Annotated in this window: 12 protein-coding genes; 2 read left to right on the top strand and 10 right to left on the bottom strand. The window is 58.5% G+C overall.

The window, feature by feature from the left end:
- Positions 1–316: 316 nt before the first annotated feature.
- Genes LQD11_RS04180 through tnpC form a run of 3 tightly spaced genes read right to left on the bottom strand, consistent with a single transcriptional unit; the run spans position 317 to position 8347 of the window.
- Entirely contained in the window at positions 317–1606 is a 1290-nt protein-coding gene (locus LQD11_RS04180) for a hypothetical protein (protein WP_238616389.1), read from the bottom strand.
- Positions 1596–7013, bottom strand: a complete 5418-nt coding sequence (locus tag LQD11_RS04185) for an ATP-binding protein (protein ID WP_238616390.1) — start codon at positions 7011–7013, stop codon at positions 1596–1598. The genes LQD11_RS04180 and LQD11_RS04185 overlap by 11 nt, the downstream gene beginning before the upstream one ends.
- Before the next feature lie 32 nt (positions 7014–7045).
- Positions 7046–8347 (bottom strand): IS66 family transposase, encoded by a 1302-nt coding sequence (gene tnpC, locus LQD11_RS04190; protein WP_338081473.1) that lies wholly within the window; start codon positions 8345–8347, stop codon positions 7046–7048.
- A 581-nt stretch (positions 8348–8928) separates the two neighbouring features.
- Here tnpC and ispH point away from each other — a divergent pair.
- Positions 8929–9873, top strand: a complete 945-nt coding sequence (gene ispH / locus LQD11_RS04195; protein WP_008931416.1) for a 4-hydroxy-3-methylbut-2-enyl diphosphate reductase — start codon at positions 8929–8931, stop codon at positions 9871–9873.
- Positions 9874–9968: 95 nt separating this feature from the next.
- On the opposite strand, the gene LQD11_RS04200 is transcribed toward ispH, so the two are convergent.
- The 3 genes from LQD11_RS04200 to LQD11_RS04210 form a co-directional block, all read right to left on the bottom strand.
- Positions 9969–11222: an ammonium transporter gene (locus tag LQD11_RS04200; protein ID WP_238616392.1), complete on the bottom strand. Its 1254-nt coding sequence runs from the start codon at positions 11220–11222 to the stop codon at positions 9969–9971.
- Between the two features lie 36 nt (positions 11223–11258).
- On the bottom strand, positions 11259–11597 hold the full coding sequence (glnK, locus tag LQD11_RS04205; protein ID WP_008931418.1) for a P-II family nitrogen regulator: 339 nt from the start codon (positions 11595–11597) through the stop codon (positions 11259–11261).
- Positions 11598–11668: 71 nt separating this feature from the next.
- Positions 11669–12361: a TorF family putative porin gene (locus LQD11_RS04210; protein ID WP_238616393.1), complete on the bottom strand. Its 693-nt coding sequence runs from the start codon at positions 12359–12361 to the stop codon at positions 11669–11671.
- A gap of 263 nt (positions 12362–12624) precedes the next feature.
- Between LQD11_RS04210 and LQD11_RS04215 the strand changes: the two genes are divergently transcribed.
- Positions 12625–12909 carry an accessory factor UbiK family protein gene (locus LQD11_RS04215; RefSeq protein ID WP_238616394.1) on the top strand — a complete coding sequence of 95 codons (285 nt, stop codon included), beginning with the start codon at positions 12625–12627 and terminating at the stop codon, positions 12907–12909.
- 60 nt (positions 12910–12969) lie between these two features.
- On the opposite strand, the gene LQD11_RS04220 is transcribed toward LQD11_RS04215, so the two are convergent.
- From LQD11_RS04220 to LQD11_RS04235, 4 genes are all read right to left on the bottom strand, one after another.
- Positions 12970–13572 carry a cytochrome b/b6 domain-containing protein gene (locus LQD11_RS04220; RefSeq protein ID WP_238616395.1) on the bottom strand — a complete coding sequence of 201 codons (603 nt, stop codon included), beginning with the start codon at positions 13570–13572 and terminating at the stop codon, positions 12970–12972.
- Positions 13569–15182: a tetrathionate reductase family octaheme c-type cytochrome gene (locus tag LQD11_RS04225; protein WP_238616396.1), complete on the bottom strand. Its 1614-nt coding sequence runs from the start codon at positions 15180–15182 to the stop codon at positions 13569–13571. The genes LQD11_RS04220 and LQD11_RS04225 overlap by 4 nt, the downstream gene beginning before the upstream one ends.
- Positions 15183–15295: 113 nt before the next feature.
- Positions 15296–16369, bottom strand: a complete 1074-nt coding sequence (locus tag LQD11_RS04230; protein ID WP_338081468.1) for a glycosyltransferase family 2 protein — start codon at positions 16367–16369, stop codon at positions 15296–15298.
- Between the two features lie 6 nt (positions 16370–16375).
- Positions 16376–17293: a lysylphosphatidylglycerol synthase transmembrane domain-containing protein gene (locus LQD11_RS04235; RefSeq protein WP_238616397.1), complete on the bottom strand. Its 918-nt coding sequence runs from the start codon at positions 17291–17293 to the stop codon at positions 16376–16378.
- Positions 17294–17355 lie beyond the last annotated feature (62 nt).

A 17355-nucleotide genomic window follows, 5' to 3' on the forward strand; every position in this document is an offset into this window, starting at 1 on the left:
AGTGTTTGAAGCGTCTGATGGTAAGCTGTGTAGTCTGAAGTACAATCCTACCCTACGGGTCCGGTCTCTCGGAGCCCAGGGGAAGGAGTGAAGGTTCCCCTGCTTTAGCTCAGGCCCAATCGCAGATTCTCGCGCCAAAACCCCGGCTTGATTTTATCGTATCCAATGTGATCGTCAGTTTACGTCACCCTTGGAAGACTAAATTTCGTGGGAGGGGATCTCAGTTCTGCCGCCGCTCTGTCCGAGAGCGCTACCGATTTTAGGTGAGAACTCGTAGAGCCTAAAATTTACACATATCCGAGCCTATTCCCCTTCCTCATTCCTTAAGTCGATAATCGTCGATACACTGTCTCAAGAGCGCCACTCCTTGCCATGAAGGCGGATGCCCGTGCGCCAGAGCGTTTCGCAATCGAAAAGCACGTTCGTCTCGAGGGACTACTTGTCCGTAGCTGAGAAATCCTGGCCAGTCATCAGGCCCACAGGGTGCTATTCGGCTAGTACTTGGATAAAGCAAGCGCTCCACAATGAAATCACGATCGCAAAATTCTGAATGCATTTTCTTGGCTTTATCAATAATGGCTTGATCAAGCCTGTCGATCGCGTTTTTTGTGTGTTTGGGCCGCTGTCTATATTCAATTTCGAGCGTGGCCGAGAAAAGGCATCCAATCAAAGGTTGACATACGGTTGCCGATCGAATCGCGTCTTTCAGGTCGCTTGCAATTGATATCGATCTGTTCAGTAAAATCGCTCTCGCAACATATGGCTTGAGATATCTTGTGGTTGCCTGGGGGCGCCATGTTAACAAGTCACGATGCTCCTGAGTGATAAAAGCGTCCTGCCCACGAAGCCAACGCTCCAATATCCGAATGCAGGCATCGGCGGAAAGGCCATGCTTGGACAACGCAATGCTTGCCTGGCGATTCAGTAGCTCCTCAAAGGCATTGTCATCCCCAATTTCCATTCCTGCAGTCATTGAGGCAAGCTCACTTGCGCTATCTACCTGACCACCCACTTCCCAGGCAACACGGTGGTGCAGGTAGGCGTTCCACGCGAATTCGTCAGGACCTGAAAGGAGAGGGTCGGGACTGACTACTGGCAGTCCACGGGTGACATCGAGCTGATAATTGTCATGAGTCGGGCAAAAACAGACGAGGCCTAGGCTCAGGCCTGTCTGGTCGGCAGCGCGGATTTTGTCCAGGTCTGAGTAAAGTTGTGAAAAAACGCCAGATATCTCCTCTGACTCATCCTGAGAGGTTAGGATGGCAATAATTGCGGTTGGGCCGTTCCCGCGTAACTCACGGTCCATGTGATGGAGAAGTTCAATCTTCGAACTCGAATCACAGCCGTGAAGTTGCCGGTTGAGGGATTGAATCGGGGAGACCGTAGAATTGATATCCCATGGGATGGAGAGGCATGTCCAGTCCAGGTTGCGCACAATACGGATCACCTGATTGACGATGTCGTTCTTGGGAGAATGGCCAATCTGGACGGTAGACAAGAATAGCTGCCCTGATCCGCATTTTGATGCAGCCGAGTGAAAAAAATTGAATGATCCAGGAAAACGCCAGGGAAGACGAATTCCAGCCAGGGACTGCTCAATCAGCACTCTGAGACCTCTGCTTGATCACGGCACGGATGGGATCGTCCATCGCGATCTTTCCGAGAGACTCCCAAGGGAGCATGTGGGAAAAGGACGCAGACTGTGATACAGGGAGCAGGCCGAGTCGGAGGAGCACTACAAGCTGATCCTTCCTACGATCTGTATCGATTGGCTCGGCCGCAAGAGCTTTATCGATGCAGAATCCTTTGAGCATCTCTGCGTCACTCAGAACCGACTGGATGCTTGGGCCATCAAAGTCTCCATCCTGAATGGCGCAGATTCGCACCAGCAGATCCAATTCTTGGTCGGTCAAACCAAGCGAAGACGCACCGCTCAGTTGCTGCCAGGCAGACCGGTACATTTCATCCTTGTAATCCAAAATCTGTTGCAGGCTGTCATTGGAAATAGAGCACTCATCAATAAGCCTGGAATCGAGGGACTTACAGAGGACTGGAATTCCACCGGTCAGACCATAAAGTTGCTCCCTTAGGCTGGCGTCGTCGAACAGGATACCTCTGTCCCTGGCGAGGCGTCGCTCGAACAATCCGCGACTAAGGCGCCCGAGAAATGGGATGTAGTCTGAGTCTGTAGGCGACCGAATAATGCTAGGCCCCCCAATGAAAATTCGGAAGCCATCAGGATTCTCGCGATGTTCCTTGATGTTTTCGAAGGATGCATTCTCTGTGATGTGGTCGCCGATGAGGTCGATGCCCTCACAGGACTTGATTCCACAGGAACCGTCGATTCCGCTGTAGAGTTCTGGCCATTGCGAGGCGATAATCGATCGCTGACAGATGCCATCTAGCCCATTATTGGCAAGATCCACGATGTCTCTCAGTGATTGGCCATCGAGAGAGCGCGGAAGTGGGCCTCTGGTTTCAGCCGATTTACCAAGGGCAGCGATCTGACGTTGGATGTCTCTTTCGATGGTGGTGGACCACAAGCTGGGCAGGTGATGAGGGAATTTCAGTGCGTACCCGCTTGCGAGGGAGTTGGAGTCCTTCACTGGGATGATCAGATTGCGTTCAACAAACGCGGTAAGTAGTCGATCAATCCGACCTCTTGGATCCTCAGATCCAAGCCAGGAAAGATCTTCGCCCCCAATTGACTGCAGGCGGTCAATGACATCACTGACGGCATCGTAGATCGGCTCAAAGGCGGGCATCTCATGGAAAGCATGGATCATAGCCAAAAAGACGGCGCGCGCTGCAAGGTCATCCTGGAAATTATTCAGTGTAACATTACGAATCTCGGACTGGACGTCGATTGAATGGAAAATAGCGTCTGCCAGCTCGGTCGAGATCCGCGGCCTTGAGCCTGGCTTTCTGGCTATCCTCTTGTCCAGAGACTCAATCAGCGATCGACCAAAGGCATGGATGATTGCTGGCTGGTATCCGCACAAAAAGGCGACCGAATCGGCAATTTCACTGGCATCGATACCAATCTTGGCCAAGGGTTCGGCCACGAGCTCCCTGCCATCGGATTCGTCGAGTGGACTGAGGCGAAGAATTCGCCCCCAGTTGATCCAGGGTCCATCGCTCGTGTTGGTTGTCACGTAGCCCGCAACCAGGAAGCGCACGGAACGATGTGCGCGGGACATTGCCATTGAGAGCGTCTGATTCTGGTTGACTCCCTTGTGGTATATGCTTTCAAGCTGCGCCCGGACAAACTCGTCGGCCTCGTCAAGTACAAAGAGTACATGTTGATCAGGTTTTTTCTCGCTGAACTTGGTGATAAGTGCGGTAAGTTTTTCAAATGGCCTCTGCTCAGCGGCATGACTGTCGAGGTTGATGCCATATCGCTCGGAAAATGCGCGGGCGATGTTTTCGAGGATCGTTGATTCGCTTTCAAGTCCGAGAATCTGAAGATAGACAACTCCAAGAGTTATCTCGGAGGACAACTTGTGGCCATCGTAGGTATCAGAGACGTATCGCAAAAGTGCTGACTTGCCGAGTTTTCGTCCCGAAAATATTCGGCTGAAATCTTGAGTTTGAGCAATGTCGCGAGCTTGCTCTCTACGTCCCACGAACACTTCGGTGCGCATTTTGGATCCGTCAACCATGCTGAATGGATGAAGAAGCCCGAAGCGAATCTGCTCAAAGACACATTCCATGAGACCTGCGAGGCGATTGTCGCAGTACATCAGCCGCCTAAAGTCGATGTCGTCGATTATGGCGCCGAAGAACGATTTTTCCTGCATCCAGCTGATAGTAGTTGCGCGAAGTTGAGCAGGTATTCGCGGGGCAATACAAACGGTAATGGAGCGGGCGCCAGTCGCTTGTGACTTTAAGTACTGAGAGACATCCCGGGAAAAGGTCTCGCTGCAATACTGGTGTGTACAGCTCACTAGCACGATGTTATCAAAGTCGTGAAGTTCTGGCAGATGGCACGCTCGGTCTTGGCTGAACCTGTTAAGGAGTTCCAATAGCTTTTTAGCAGCGAGCGTCGCCTTGGTTTTCGTGCTCTTCAACTCTGCCGCCTGTTCGCTGAAGTCTCTCCTGAGTAGATCGACGATGATCGTATGTGCTTGCTTCCCAGATGGCTTGCCTTGATTCCATCCCCGCCAATCATCAACAATTGATTGATCGCCAGAGGTGTCAGGCGGCGCCACGGGCGTGTCGCCATTCCATTCGCGCTCAGCCTCATCTCGCCACATGGTAGATCGATAGCGAGCCTTGATCTGGTTGCTGGTGCCTGTCTGGCTGATCGCAATTGCATCAACATAGCGCTTATCTGCCAGCGCGACCTCCGCAGCCTTGCGCTCGCTGACGGATTCGATGCGTGCTATGCAATCGCGGATACGTTCCACTTGAAGTGAAATGCGACCCTGCGCCCATATCTTGGTTACAGAGCACCAAGCATCAACCAGTGATGGCTCCGGGAACCTCGGGCAGGTGTCTGTATCGGGAAAGAGGCCCGTCTCGAATCCAGTGATGATCTGTTCACAATCACTGAGAGGCTGTTCATGCTCAGAATCAGCAAGACCGCGTAGCGCCTGAATCTCGTGCTTGAGCTGAACACATGCCTCGCGTGACTTGAAGATCGCCGCATTGGTCTGGAGCTGGAGTTCCTGGATCTCAGTGCCAACCTGACTCATGCCACGGATGAGGCGACTAGCTAGCGCATGCATGCGAGCATGTCGGGCCAGATTGGTAACAACATTGCCAATCAAATGCTGTTGGTCGACGGTGAAATCCTCGACGCCATCATCAAGGCCCTTTATGAGAAGGCTGCTAGCTACCCACTGAGGTTGAATCATGTCTGCAGTGAGGTCTGGAAGGCTGCGAGCCGAGCTGTCTTCAATAAAATACTCAGCGGCTCCCGGAGTCATTCCACCGAGTATATGGGGAAGAGAGCAGACGACGGGCGCATTAATGGTGAGGGACGGAGGTGTGTAATTAAAGCCCTTGTAGACAAGTGAGGCAACCAGATTGCGTAGCGTGCACTCGAGCGGATCAGAAATATCCTCATCGCGCATGGCAAGCCACGCGTCATGATCAACATCAATTTCCTCCTCCTCCTTGGTGCTCCTTTCAAATGCAATGGCATGATCCCACAGGGCGTCGTATTGTTTCAGCAGGAGAGCAGATCGCTTGTCCATCTTGCCACGGGATTGGTACTTTGCCTGCATCTTGTCGAAGGTCTTCTTGCCGTCACTGGCAATCTTCTTCGAGCGCACGAGGGATCCATCGTCAAATGTGTACTCTGAGATCAGGCGTTGAACCGCAGCACTTAACCCCTCGAAAGAGGTCCTCCAGGTAGTCATCCAAGTTTCCCATGCCTCTCGGCAATGGGTTTGGTGTACAACAGCACCAATGGAGCGGTTCTCGTTAAGAGCCTTTTTCCATTGAGTAAGTTCGGCCTGGAGTCGGTCAACCCGTTTCTCGATGCGTTCCTTGGGAGCTTGCTGGAGCTTCTGCGATACGGTGGTCAGAGCAGACGAACCAGCACGGGATATCTTAAGAAGTTCACAAAGGGAGGATCGGAGTGCTTGCGACTTGAATTTGGCAGCACCGACGAACTCATCAGGGTCGATCTTTGGCGGACAAGAACCATGCAAGGCCAGTGCGGTGCAGCAGATCTTGCACCCATCATGGTAAGCCAACGCATTGTCATCCAGGTCTGAGCGCCCAGTAATGAGATGCTCAATGGCTCCGCTTGGGGTGGGCAGCTTTATGCCAGAATCCTCGGCAGCACGGCAGTAGATGTAGGACCGCCAGAGATCGCCCGCTTCCAGTGATGTACGGAACTGTTCTTCAAACGAGGTTTGCCATTTCTCTGAAGACCAGGGAGCCAACTCAACCTCGCCTGATGGTGAGATCCAGTGGCGCTTTGAGAATTCAGCCCAGGACTGGTAGTGCGTAGAAGTTGCTTTGGATGGAGGTGGCTCGGGAGTTGCTCGGGAATGGGTCGGGTCGCAAATCTTCTCATTCGATTCGCCGGATTGGATGATCTTTTCTTTCGTCTCTGGCAAATCATTTTTCTGTGGGCTCTGTGCCGCTCTGACTTGGTCGGATTCGACAAGAGACTCTTCCTCATCATGGAGTTCGATCGGCGGCTCCGCTATTTCGGGTATCTCTGGCACCTCATAGACAGCCTCGATTGCATGATCTTCCTCGGCCGCATCGATTTCGTCCGTCGACGGATTGTTGTCACCTTCTTGTTTATCATCCGAGTTGTCATTCGCGATGGCCTTGGTCTCTCGCATGCCACCAACGTCACGGACAGCATGCTCAATATCGTCGATTTTGGCCTCCAGTTGCGCGAAAAGTGGTTTCTGCTCCTTGCGAGAGGCGGCACGATGTTTCGTGTCAAGTTCGACGGCTTGGTCGATGCAGTCAATGATATGCTGGGTCTGCTCTATGACTGTCTTCAATGCATGAGGATGGAAGTCAGTGGTCCGCCATTCCAGGCAATCATAGAGGCAATCAACCTCAAGAGATTCGGCTCGTGGAATAGAGTTTTCCTGCAGCTGCTCTAGGACTTCTTCGAGTTGAAGCTTCACTTGGTTGGCGGCCTTCGATTCGCGTAAGTTGGCTGCCTTCTTCTTCAGTTCCCCCAGTAATTTCTCTAATTGCTCTTGGTCCCAAGCCTCGCTTTCAGTAGGTACATTTCGGTCGATGTATTCAAAAACCTGAGACCAATCAGAGTGGAGTCCCTGTTTCGGATTGGACGCTGGACCTGATGTGCCGGCATTTGAATCTGATGCAACTTCTGGCGGGCTCGCCTTCTGTATCGTGTGCTCCTTAGGCGAGGAGTAGCCTCCTATGAGCCCAGTGCCAAGAGGTGCGGACCTAGCTGGAAATATACCATCTTGAACAACCGACTGGATTAAATGCGCCATGCTTGCCTTCTTCATGCCCGCTTCTAATAGTTCCTTCTCGATATCGCTGCGGCTGTCGTCGTTGCTCATAGCCTGCCTTCCGTTTGTTCGATTGTAGCTGTTCACGCTGTCGCAGCCAGCCGGAGAAATTTGAAGGGGTTCTGTCCGCGTAGCTTGCTGGTTTCCCATACCGAGCGAATGATGCAGAAAGCCCGAGTGCCACCCATGGCCCGGAAGCCGCCGATGACTTTCAGCTTCACCTTGATGGGGCGCACCATCCGCTCGGCGAGGTTGTTGGTGAAGGGGATTCGCCAATCAGTCAGGAAGCGCCAGATGGACTCGCGAAAGTCACGCAGCCTCACGAGCAGGTTGGTGGCGGGATGCTGCTTGATACGGCGCCGGCTGCCATCATCAGGCACTTTGACCGGCTTGGCCGCCAATCCCTCGGCCACCTGCTCGTCGTAGGCCTTGAGAAAGGCCGCGACCTGGTCGCTTGGCAAGCGGGTCAGGCCTTTTGCCTTGGCCTGTGTCACGGCGTCGTTGGCCTGGATCAGCGACTCTCGGAGCCGTCGCGGCCAAAGATGGCCGGTGAGTTCATCGCTGTAGTTCAATTCTCGAAGATGATGGGCATTGCACAGAACATGCGCGCAGTCCTTGTAGCGCCAGTAGGGAGCCCAGTGATCATGCACCGCCACCCCTTTAAAATGGGGAAGGATACCGGCCTCATTCATGGCCTCATGCCCCCGCTTGGTGTGGGCCGTGTAGTACACCGCATCGGTCGTAGCCGCGACGTGGAGCCAGTGCAGCCGACCCTGCACCCGCAACCCACTCTCATCGAAATGGGCCACGGCGGCCCGACGAATCTGCTCACCGGCCGCCTGATAGGTCGCCTCCAGTCCATCGGCCATCCCCAGAATCCAGTTCTGCAACGTCCCTGCGGACGGCGCCACGCCATACTGGTCTCCCAGAATCTGACGGGTACGCTGCAAGGCGACAAAATGCCCCTGGTTCAGGCCAATCGCATAGGCCTTCAGGCGCGGACCATAGCTCACGTTGGGCGTTACCCCCGCCGGAAACTCACCCAGATGACGGCGGCCACAGCCGCACACCACCTGCATCCGGCGGAATTCGGTACAAATGGACCGGAGTTCGGGAATTTCAATCTGCTGGCGACGTTCCTTCATCGTGGCCGGCAAGACTCCCAGTTCGCAACCACACGCGCAGCGACCCCGGGGCAGCAGCTCCTCCACCGCATCGGGGTTATCCACCATCTGCCGGGTAGCGCCTTTGTGGCCTTTTTGGCCGCCATTGGCTCTTTGGCCCTTTTGCCGCAGCTGCGCCGGACCTTTGCGCAGGCCATCCGAGGATGGCGGCTTGCTGGAGTTGCGGTGTTCTTCTCGACCTTCGCCTCCAGGGCCGTCAATCGGGCACTAAGCATCTCCAAGGCATCGAACAACTGCACGATCAGCGCATCCTTCTGCGCATGGGTCATGCCGTCGAGTTCTGCTTGCGTGGGGCGTTTGAACTTCATGCAGGACAAGATAGCCTATCGAAGGAGAAATGGGCAGACTGCGGGCGGGGAGCCTGAACAGCTACCTGAACCGTGACCTGAAAGCGGGCTTTCACAAAGGTCCGCCAGCACATCCTTGTTTGAAACAAGGATCAATTGAAACAGAAAGCACTGTCCCATCTTCGCAAACTGCAAAAACTGCCCAAGCGGGTTGCGAGCTATTTTCAAGCAAAAACAATTCAGCACGCAGCAGCGTAGCTATTTGGCTGCCGGGTTAATAACTGCTTGGTCGACCATAATGACACCCCTGTTGAGTAGGGCTATCATCAGGACACCGCAGATTTCCCAACATTATGAGAAATCCTGCCTTCCGACGCAGACAAACTAGGGTTAAACGGTGCATCACCCCGCCCACAGAGGGAATGGGGCCATTCGAAGCCCATGGGGCAATGTTGTACACTCATCCCCCTGCCAACACACCCACCGGGTCTGACCATGCATATCCTCCTCGCCAATCCCCGCGGATTCTGCGCCGGCGTCGACCGGGCCATCGAGATCGTCGAACGGGCCCTGGATCTGTTCGGCACCCCCATCTACGTTCGTCACGAAGTGGTCCACAACCGCTACGTGGTCAATGAACTGCGGGAAAAGGGCGCCATCTTCGTCGAGGAACTGGATCAGGTCCCGGATGGGGCCACGGTCATCTTCAGCGCCCACGGCGTACCCCGCACCGTGCGCGACGAGGCCCGTCGCCGGGGCCTGCGGGTCTTCGACGCCACCTGTCCGCTGGTGACCAAGGTCCACATGCAGGTGGCCCGTCATGCCGCCCGGGGCGAGGAAGTGGTCCTTATCGGCCATGCCGGTCATCCCGAGGTGGACGGCACCCTGGGCCAGTATGACCGCAGCCAGGGCGGCGAGATCTATCTGGTGGAAAACGTCGAGGCCGCCTCCCGGCTGGACGTGAAACACCCCGAAACCCTGGCCTACGTGACCCAGACCACCCTCTCCATGGACGACACCCAGGGCATCGTGGACGCCCTGCGGGCGCGCTTTCCCCACATCCAGGGCCAGCGCCGGGACGACATCTGCTACGCCACCCAGAACCGGCAGGACGCCATCAAGGCCCTGGCCGCCGAATGCGACCTGATCCTGGTGGTGGGTTCTCCCAACAGTTCCAACTCCAACCGGCTGCGGGAGATCGCCGAAAAGCTGGGGGTGGAGGCCTACCTGATCGACGGCGCCGAGGACATCCAGCCCCAGTGGCTGGAAGGCCGTCGGCGGATCGGCGTCAGTGCCGGCGCCTCCGCGCCGGAGCTGCTGGTGCAGCAGGTGCTGGATCACCTGCGGCCCCTGGGGGTGGAGACCATCGTGGAACACGAGGGACGCCCGGAAAAGGTGACCTTCTCCCTGCCCAGGGAACTGCGTCTCAAGGAGGGCTGAGGGCAGGTTACCGCCGATGCCCGGCCCGGCACCATGAAAAAAAGCGGGCGCCGATGGCGCCCGCGATCACTACACTGCCTGCAGGGATGGGACGGTTACTTGCGTCCGGCGGTGAACTCCGGATAGGCCTCCAGACCGCACTCGGCGATGTCCACGCCCTTCAGTTCGTCTTCCTCGCTCACCCGGATACCCATGGTGTACTTGAGGATCAACCAGAAGAGGATACTCATGGTGAAGACGAAGGCGAAGATGGACAGGATGCCCACCAACTGGGCCACGAAGCTGGCGTCCGGGTTGGACAGCAGCACCGCGAACACACCCCAGATACCCGCCGTACCGTGGGCGGAGATGGCGCCGGCCGGATCGTCGATCTTGATCTTGTCCAGCAGGACGATGGAGAACACCACCAGCACGCCACCGATGAAGCCGATGGTGGTGGCCAGCAACGGATGGGGCATCAGCGGTTCCGCCGTGATGGCCACCAGGCCGGCCAGGGCGCCGTTCAGACCCATGGTGAGGTCGGTCTTGCCGAACAGCAGACGGGAGGTGATCAGGGCCGCCACCACGCCGCCGGCGGCGGACAGGTTGGTGTTGGTAAAGACGCGAGCCACGGCGTTGGCGGATTCCACGTCGGACACCTTCAGCTCCGAGCCGCCGTTGAAACCGAACCAGCCCAGCCAGAGGATGAAGATACCCAGGGTGGCCAGGGGCATGTTGGCACCCGGCAGGGCGTTGATCTGCCCCTTGGGACCGTACTTGCCCTTACGAGCGCCAAGGAGCAGCACACCGGCCAGGGCCGCCACCGCACCGGTCATGTGCACGATGCCGGAACCGGCGTAGTCCAGGTAACCCAGTTCGTCCAGGAAGCCGCCGCCCCAGCTCCAGAAACCCTGGAAGGGATAGATGAAGCCGGTGAGGATCACGGCGAAGATGAGGAACGCCCAGAGCTTCATGCGCTCTGCCACGGCACCGGAGACGATGGACATGGCGGTGGCAACGAAGACCACCTGGAAGAAGAAGTCCGACAGATTGGAGTAGTAGATTTCCCCGTCGCTCAGCAGCACCTCTTCGACGGAGTTGTCCACGCTGCTCAGGATCGGCATGAAGCTCGGGATGAGGGAATTGAAGCCGTCTCCGTACATGATGTTGTAGCCGATCAGCATGTACATGATACAGGCGATGGAATACAGCGCGATGTTCTTGGTGAGAATCTCCACGGTGCTCTTGGAGCGGACCAGACCCGCCTCCAGCATCGTGAACCCTGCGGCCATCCACATGACCAGTGCGCCGGATACGAGGAAATAGAACGTATCCAGGGCGTATGCGATTTCTATGACTTGGCTTTCCACGGTATGTCCCCCGCCGACGTTGATCGGCTTATGGTTTTACAGTGCGTCGGAACCGGTCTCTCCGGTACGGATGCGGATGGCCTGCTCCAGCGGGAAGACGAAGATCTTGCCGTCCCCGATCTTGCCCGTGTTGGCCGACTTGCTGATGGCCTCGATGACCTGATCCACCAGGGCATTGTCCACGGCCACTTCCAGCTTGACCTTGGGCAGGAAGTCCACCACGTACTCGGCCCCCCGATACAGTTCCGTATGACCCTTCTGACGCCCGAAGCCCTTGACCTCCGTGACGGTGATGCCCTGCACCCCGATCTCGGAAAGCGCCTCGCGCACGTCGTCCAGCTTGAACGGCTTGATGATGGCAGTGACTAGTTTCATGTCGGGTGCTCCCGGGAAACGGCCCGCGTCCGGCGGGCCGTGTCCTGATGTGATTGAGAGGTTCCTGGTTCTCAGAAGCTCATGACGAAGGAGACGTTGAAGCGCGGATCGTCGTCCTCGTCGGTATCGTTCTGGGTGTAGGCGAAGGTGAAGTCACCCATGGAGGTGGCCTTGGTCAGGTAGAGGGACCACCAGGTGTAGTCTTCCCCATCGCTATAATCCCAGTCCACGTAACCGATGGTGGCACCCAGGGCAATGTCCGGGGTTGCATCGAAGCTGTAACCGATCTCGTAAGCGAGAGAGCTTTCCAGATCACTGTCGTCGGCATTGGTCACGTAGTTGATCATGCCGTACAGCCCCATGAAATCCAGGGCGCCGTAAATTTCACCAAAATTGGCATCGTCGGCGCTTTCGGCACCCGGATAGGCGTAGTAGATATAACCCACATCAAAGCCCACGCCGGAAGCGCCCACTTCGCCGGTGACACCAAAATAGACGTCCACTTCATAGCCGCCCCGGTCCTCGGAGCCATCCAGGCTGGAGGTCCAGGTACCGATGTAGAACCCACCCTCATGTTCAAAATCGATACCACCCTGAACAGCGGCCCGGTCATCACTTTCGCTCGCGCCCCGGAACAGGTAGTTGCTGGTGAAGCCGATATTGGCGCTGATCTCGGCGGAAGCCGTGGACGTCACCAGCCCACCGGCCAGCAGGGCGGCGGTCACGGCGCTGGTGATGGCGGCCTTCTTGAACGTGCTGTGCATGTGTCGATCTCCTGAGCAAGGGTTTTGCTGTGGTTGAAAAACTGCTTCAACGGAGCATAAGCAGGGAGCATGCCAGTTTTTTTTATCAGCCATTTCAATGGATTGGCCACATACCGCAGAAAACAGTCCCGGCAGGCGCGCCGTTTTGGGCAAATGCACCCCATGAGCGCACCAAAATGGGGCGCCCGCCCACCACTCGCCCATCCCCTACCGGGACGACTAGAATAGGGTTCAATACACAAAAGACCACGGAGGAAACGGCCATGATCGACAGCAAAAGCCTGGATGAGATGGCACGCAAGCTGAGCAGCATGATGCCCGAGTCGGTGCAGCACGTTCAGGCGGACATCGAGAAGAACCTCAAGGCGGGCCTGTCCGGTGCCCTGCAGCGGATGGATCTGGTGACCCGGGAGGAATTCGAGGTGCAGGCCGCCCTGCTGGAGCGCACCCGCGAGCGCCTCTCCGCCATGGAGGCCAGGGTCAAGGCCCTGGAGAAGGAATTCCTGGTCCCCCGCACCCGGGGGGACGACACCGTGGGCGAGGTGTAACGGCGGCGTTTTCCCCTCACCCCAACCCCTCTCCCCCAGGGGGAGAGGGGAACCCACCACTCATTTACGCTCCTCCTGATACCCGGTCACCATGGACTTGAGATAGGCATACCAGGGATGACCGGTGGTGGAGGCCATGTAGATGTGGCCGATCAGGAACACCATCAGGGCGAAGGTGGCCGCCACGTGGGCGTAGGCCACCCAGGCCAGGGGCAACAGATCGCCCATGAACGTCCCCTTCCAGGCGGCATAGGTCAGCAGCAGCAGACCGGATACCCACAACGCCGGTGCAATCGCCGCCTTGAAACCGAAATAGGCCAGTCGCTGCAGCGGATTATGCTTGCTGGACGGTGATGTCACGAAGGGCTTGGCTTCGCCGGAGAAGATCCCGTAGGCGTAGTACAGCATCACCGCCGGCAAGCCCCGGTGGGTGGGCACATACTGGCGCCACTCCCCCGTCACCACATGCCAGAAGATGGCAAAGGCCCACAGACCGATCAGGCTCAGGGCCATGACGATATGGACCTTGAGGGCCGTGTCATAGGCCATCAGGCCATGACTGCCATGCAGTGCCAGCCCGGTGAACAACAGGCCGAAGATCAGGATCGTCTGCGCCCAGTGCCAGAAACGCTCGAACAGCGTGAAGATGCGTACCTTGCTCATGCAGCCCCCCTCATCCGGCGACGGTGGATCAGATAGCGTCCCAGGCCGTGAGCCACCACCGACAGCAGGGTCAGCCATACCGCGAGCCAGCCGAAGGGTTCCCAGGGATGCCGGTCACGGCCGGGGATATAGACCCCCGGCAGATCCGCCAGCCGACCGTCCACGCTGTGGCAGGATTCACAGCTCAGGGCATCCTCCCTGGGCGCCACCATGTGATTGACCGGCCAGTACATGCGGGTGTCCACAAATCCGTACTCGCCGCTGAACCCGGCCTCGGTCTGGCCCGTGCGGCGGGCGGTGGCCATGCCCGATGCCAACGCCGCATCCCAGTCGTAACCCCGCCAGAAGGCGTTTTCGTCCCGTCCGAACAGGTGCGCCACCAACAGGGTGTTGTAGTGGGTATCGTAGGGTTGACGCCCCGCCATGATCTTGAAAGGCCAGATCCGGGCGCCGGGCTGCCCCGGTTCCCCCAGGGGCCGGTTCACGGGCACCGGCGCGGAGGGATCAATGGGATCCCCCAACAGGGTGTAGTGCATGTTGCCATCGAACCAGCGGTACTCCGGCACCAGATTTTCCTCCCACTGGAAGGCGCCCTTCATGCCGTCATAGACCACCAGACCGTCTTCCATTTCCACCACGGGGCGCCCCTGTTCGTCCCGGCGCCCGGCCACGGACCAATCCCAGAGGGTCTTGGTGGGCAGCCCGCCCCGGGCAATGGCCGGTACATGGCAGGTCTGACAGGCAATGAATTCGGCATGTTGGTTGAGCTTGTTGTGGATGACGGTGTCATGGGGCGCGGCGCCGTGGCAGGATTGACAGGCCGGTCGGTCGCTCTCCCGCCCCGGCACCGCAACACCCGCCTCAGGGGCGGCCTTGAGCTGGTAGCGGCTGCCCTGCTGGATATGGCCGGTAAATTCATGGCAGGTGGCACAGGAAAAATTCAGGCCGTCGGGATCCATGTGCACATCCACATGGCGGGGTGGCGCCAGCAGGGAGCTGTCCAGATCGCCGTGCTTGACCGCGTCGCCCCCGCCCCCTTCAAAGTGGCAGGTGCCACAGGTTTCCCGGCTGGATCGACCCACATGGCGGGCCACATGGGCCAGATCCGGGGCCTTGAACAGTCGACCCCGGAACGGGGTATCCTCGTAGGGGGGATGACCGGCCCCGGTGGGAAATTTCACATAGGTGCCCGTGGTGTCGTGACAGACCAGGCAGTCCACCCGATCCTCGGCGGTGAAATCGAAATGCTCGTCCTCCCAACCGTAGCCCACGTGGCAACTGCTGCAGCGCTCATAACTGCCGGCAATGCCCTGGCACAGATTGTTCAGGGCAAACCGCTTGCCCAGGGTCTGGCCGGTTTCCGGCTGCTCGAAGCGCCAGGTCCAGTGGATGCTGCGGTGAACCTGCAGCGCGGCTTCCGTGTGGCATTCCAGACAGGCCCGGGTGACTTCCGGGCCACTATGGAACGGACCGGCCAGTTGCTCGAACTTGCGATGATCCGCCGTGGAGGACAAGGATGTCTCCGCGGGCAGGGCGGGGATCTCGTCGGCCGGTATCTGCAAGGGGAGCAGTACCAGCGAAAGGATGAGAAGACCTGAGCGTATCGACACGTGTCACTCCGGGACGTGAATGGCAAACCGGAGACCATTAGCAGGCACTAATAATCTAAAGTGAGTGTGACACAACCGCCACGCCTGCGTCCTTGATAATCATCAGGACGCCCTCAGCCGGGCCGGCACCAGTCATCGCCGGCGGCATCCTCGCGGTTGCGTTCACGCACCACATAGGAGCGGATCCGCCCCGACTCGAAATAGGTCCGCGCCATCAGTTCGCTCAGCACCCCGGTGGTGAGCAGCTGCACCGAGACCAGCACGCACATCACCCCCACGAACAACAGCGGCCGGGTGCCGATATCCGCTTGCAACAGCACCTTGATCAGCAGCAGATAGCCCAGAATGGCCGAGCCCAGGGCGCCAAAGAACAGGCCGATGGAACCGAAGAAGTGTCCCGGGCGCGCCTTGTAGCGCATGAAGAAGTACACCGACAAAAGGTCCAGGATCACCCGGAAGGTGCGGGAGATCCCGTACTTGGAGTCGCCGTGGGCACGGGGGTGGTGGGTCACCACGTGCTCGCGGATGCGCCGCGGCGAGGTCTGGGTGGCGAACCAGGCCGGGATGAAGCGATGCATCTCGCCGTAGAGACGGACCCCCTTGAGAACCTGGGCCCGGAACACCTTGAGGCTGCAACCGTAGTCGTGCAGGTTCACCTTGGTGGTCCAGCGGATCAGCTTGTTGGCGATGCGGGACGGTACCTTGCGTTTCCACAGATCGTCATGGCGGTCCTTGCGCCAGCCCGCCACCATGTCCAGATCCTCGTCCAGCAGTCGGCGCACCATGACGGGGATATCCGCCGGATCGTTCTGCAGGTCGCCATCCAGGGTGGCGATGACGCTGCCGCGGGCATGGTCGATCCCCGCCTGCATGGCCGCGGTCTGGCCGAAATTGCGCTGTAACGTGAGTACCCGCACATGGCGTCCATACTGTTCCCGGGCCGCCAGCATGCGGTCCGGCGTGGCGTCGGCACTGCCGTCATCCACCAGCACCACCTCCCAGGGCATGGACAGGTCACCCAGGGCCTCATGGATACGGGCCACCAGGGGGGCCACGTTATCCTCTTCGTTGTACATGGGAATGACCAGGGACAGGCTCAGGGCCTCCTCGGTGCGGTAGACGGCGTAGCCCTGATCATCGGTGACGGCCTGCGCCGTCGCGGCATCGCCTTCGGGTTTGACGGACATGATGGTCTATTTCTCTTTGTTGGCCGCCGGCAGCCAGGGCAACAACAGCCCGCCGGCAAGCGTGGATCCAAGCAGGAAAAGATGCAGGTTGACGGCGCCCACCAGGGCCTGTTCCGCCGATACGCCGAAAGGCAGCAGGGCCGCCATCACACCGGCTTCATAGGTACCGGCCCCTCCGACCCCGTGTACCGGCAGGACACTGGTCAGATCACCGGCGATGACCGCCAGCCACAGGGCGGCGGCGGGGGCCTCCAGGAACAGGGCCAGCACCCAGACAAAGACGGCCAGTTTGACGCTCCAGTTCAGCGCCGTCCAGGCCCAGGCACGCCAGAAGTCCCGGGGAGAGGACGGCAAGGCCTCCAGGGCCCGCAGGACCCAGTCCCCCCATCGCCCCCGGACACGCGGCGCCAGCCAGTGCCGCAGCAGGGGCGAGACGCGGCGCACCAGCGGCAGGCCCGACAACCACAGGACCGTGGCCGCCAAGGCCGCCGGCCATCCCACCAGCCAGGTACCGACCGCCGCCAGGCCGAAGGCGGCGAGCACATGCAGGTCCATGAGGCGAAACCAGAGCAGCACCGGCACGGAATGCACCGCCGGTACCTGGAAGTAGCGTGCCATCAACACCGGAAAGCTCAACTCGCCGGTACGCATGGGCAGCAGATTGTTGAGCAGATTGTGAATCAGCGTCAGGCGCAGACAGGCCGGGAAACGGCCCCGCATCGCCGACCGGTAAAAGTCATAGACCCGCCAGGCACGCAGGGCATAGGTGAGCAGGGTGAGCAGACCGGCCACCAGCAGGGCCATCGGCGACAGATCCCGCCAGGGTGCCAGGATGCCCCCCCAACCATGGAAGACTTCCACCAACCCGACAAAGACCAGGAAGATGGCGATGGAAACGAGGGTTCTGGCGCGAGGCCTCAACATCCGGAAATATCCCAACACACCCGCCACCCGTCGACAAAGCAAAACCCTGCCGCCGACACCAC

The organism is Ectothiorhodospira shaposhnikovii, from assembly GCF_022227765.1.
Taxonomy (GTDB): Bacteria; Pseudomonadota; Gammaproteobacteria; order Ectothiorhodospirales; family Ectothiorhodospiraceae; genus Ectothiorhodospira.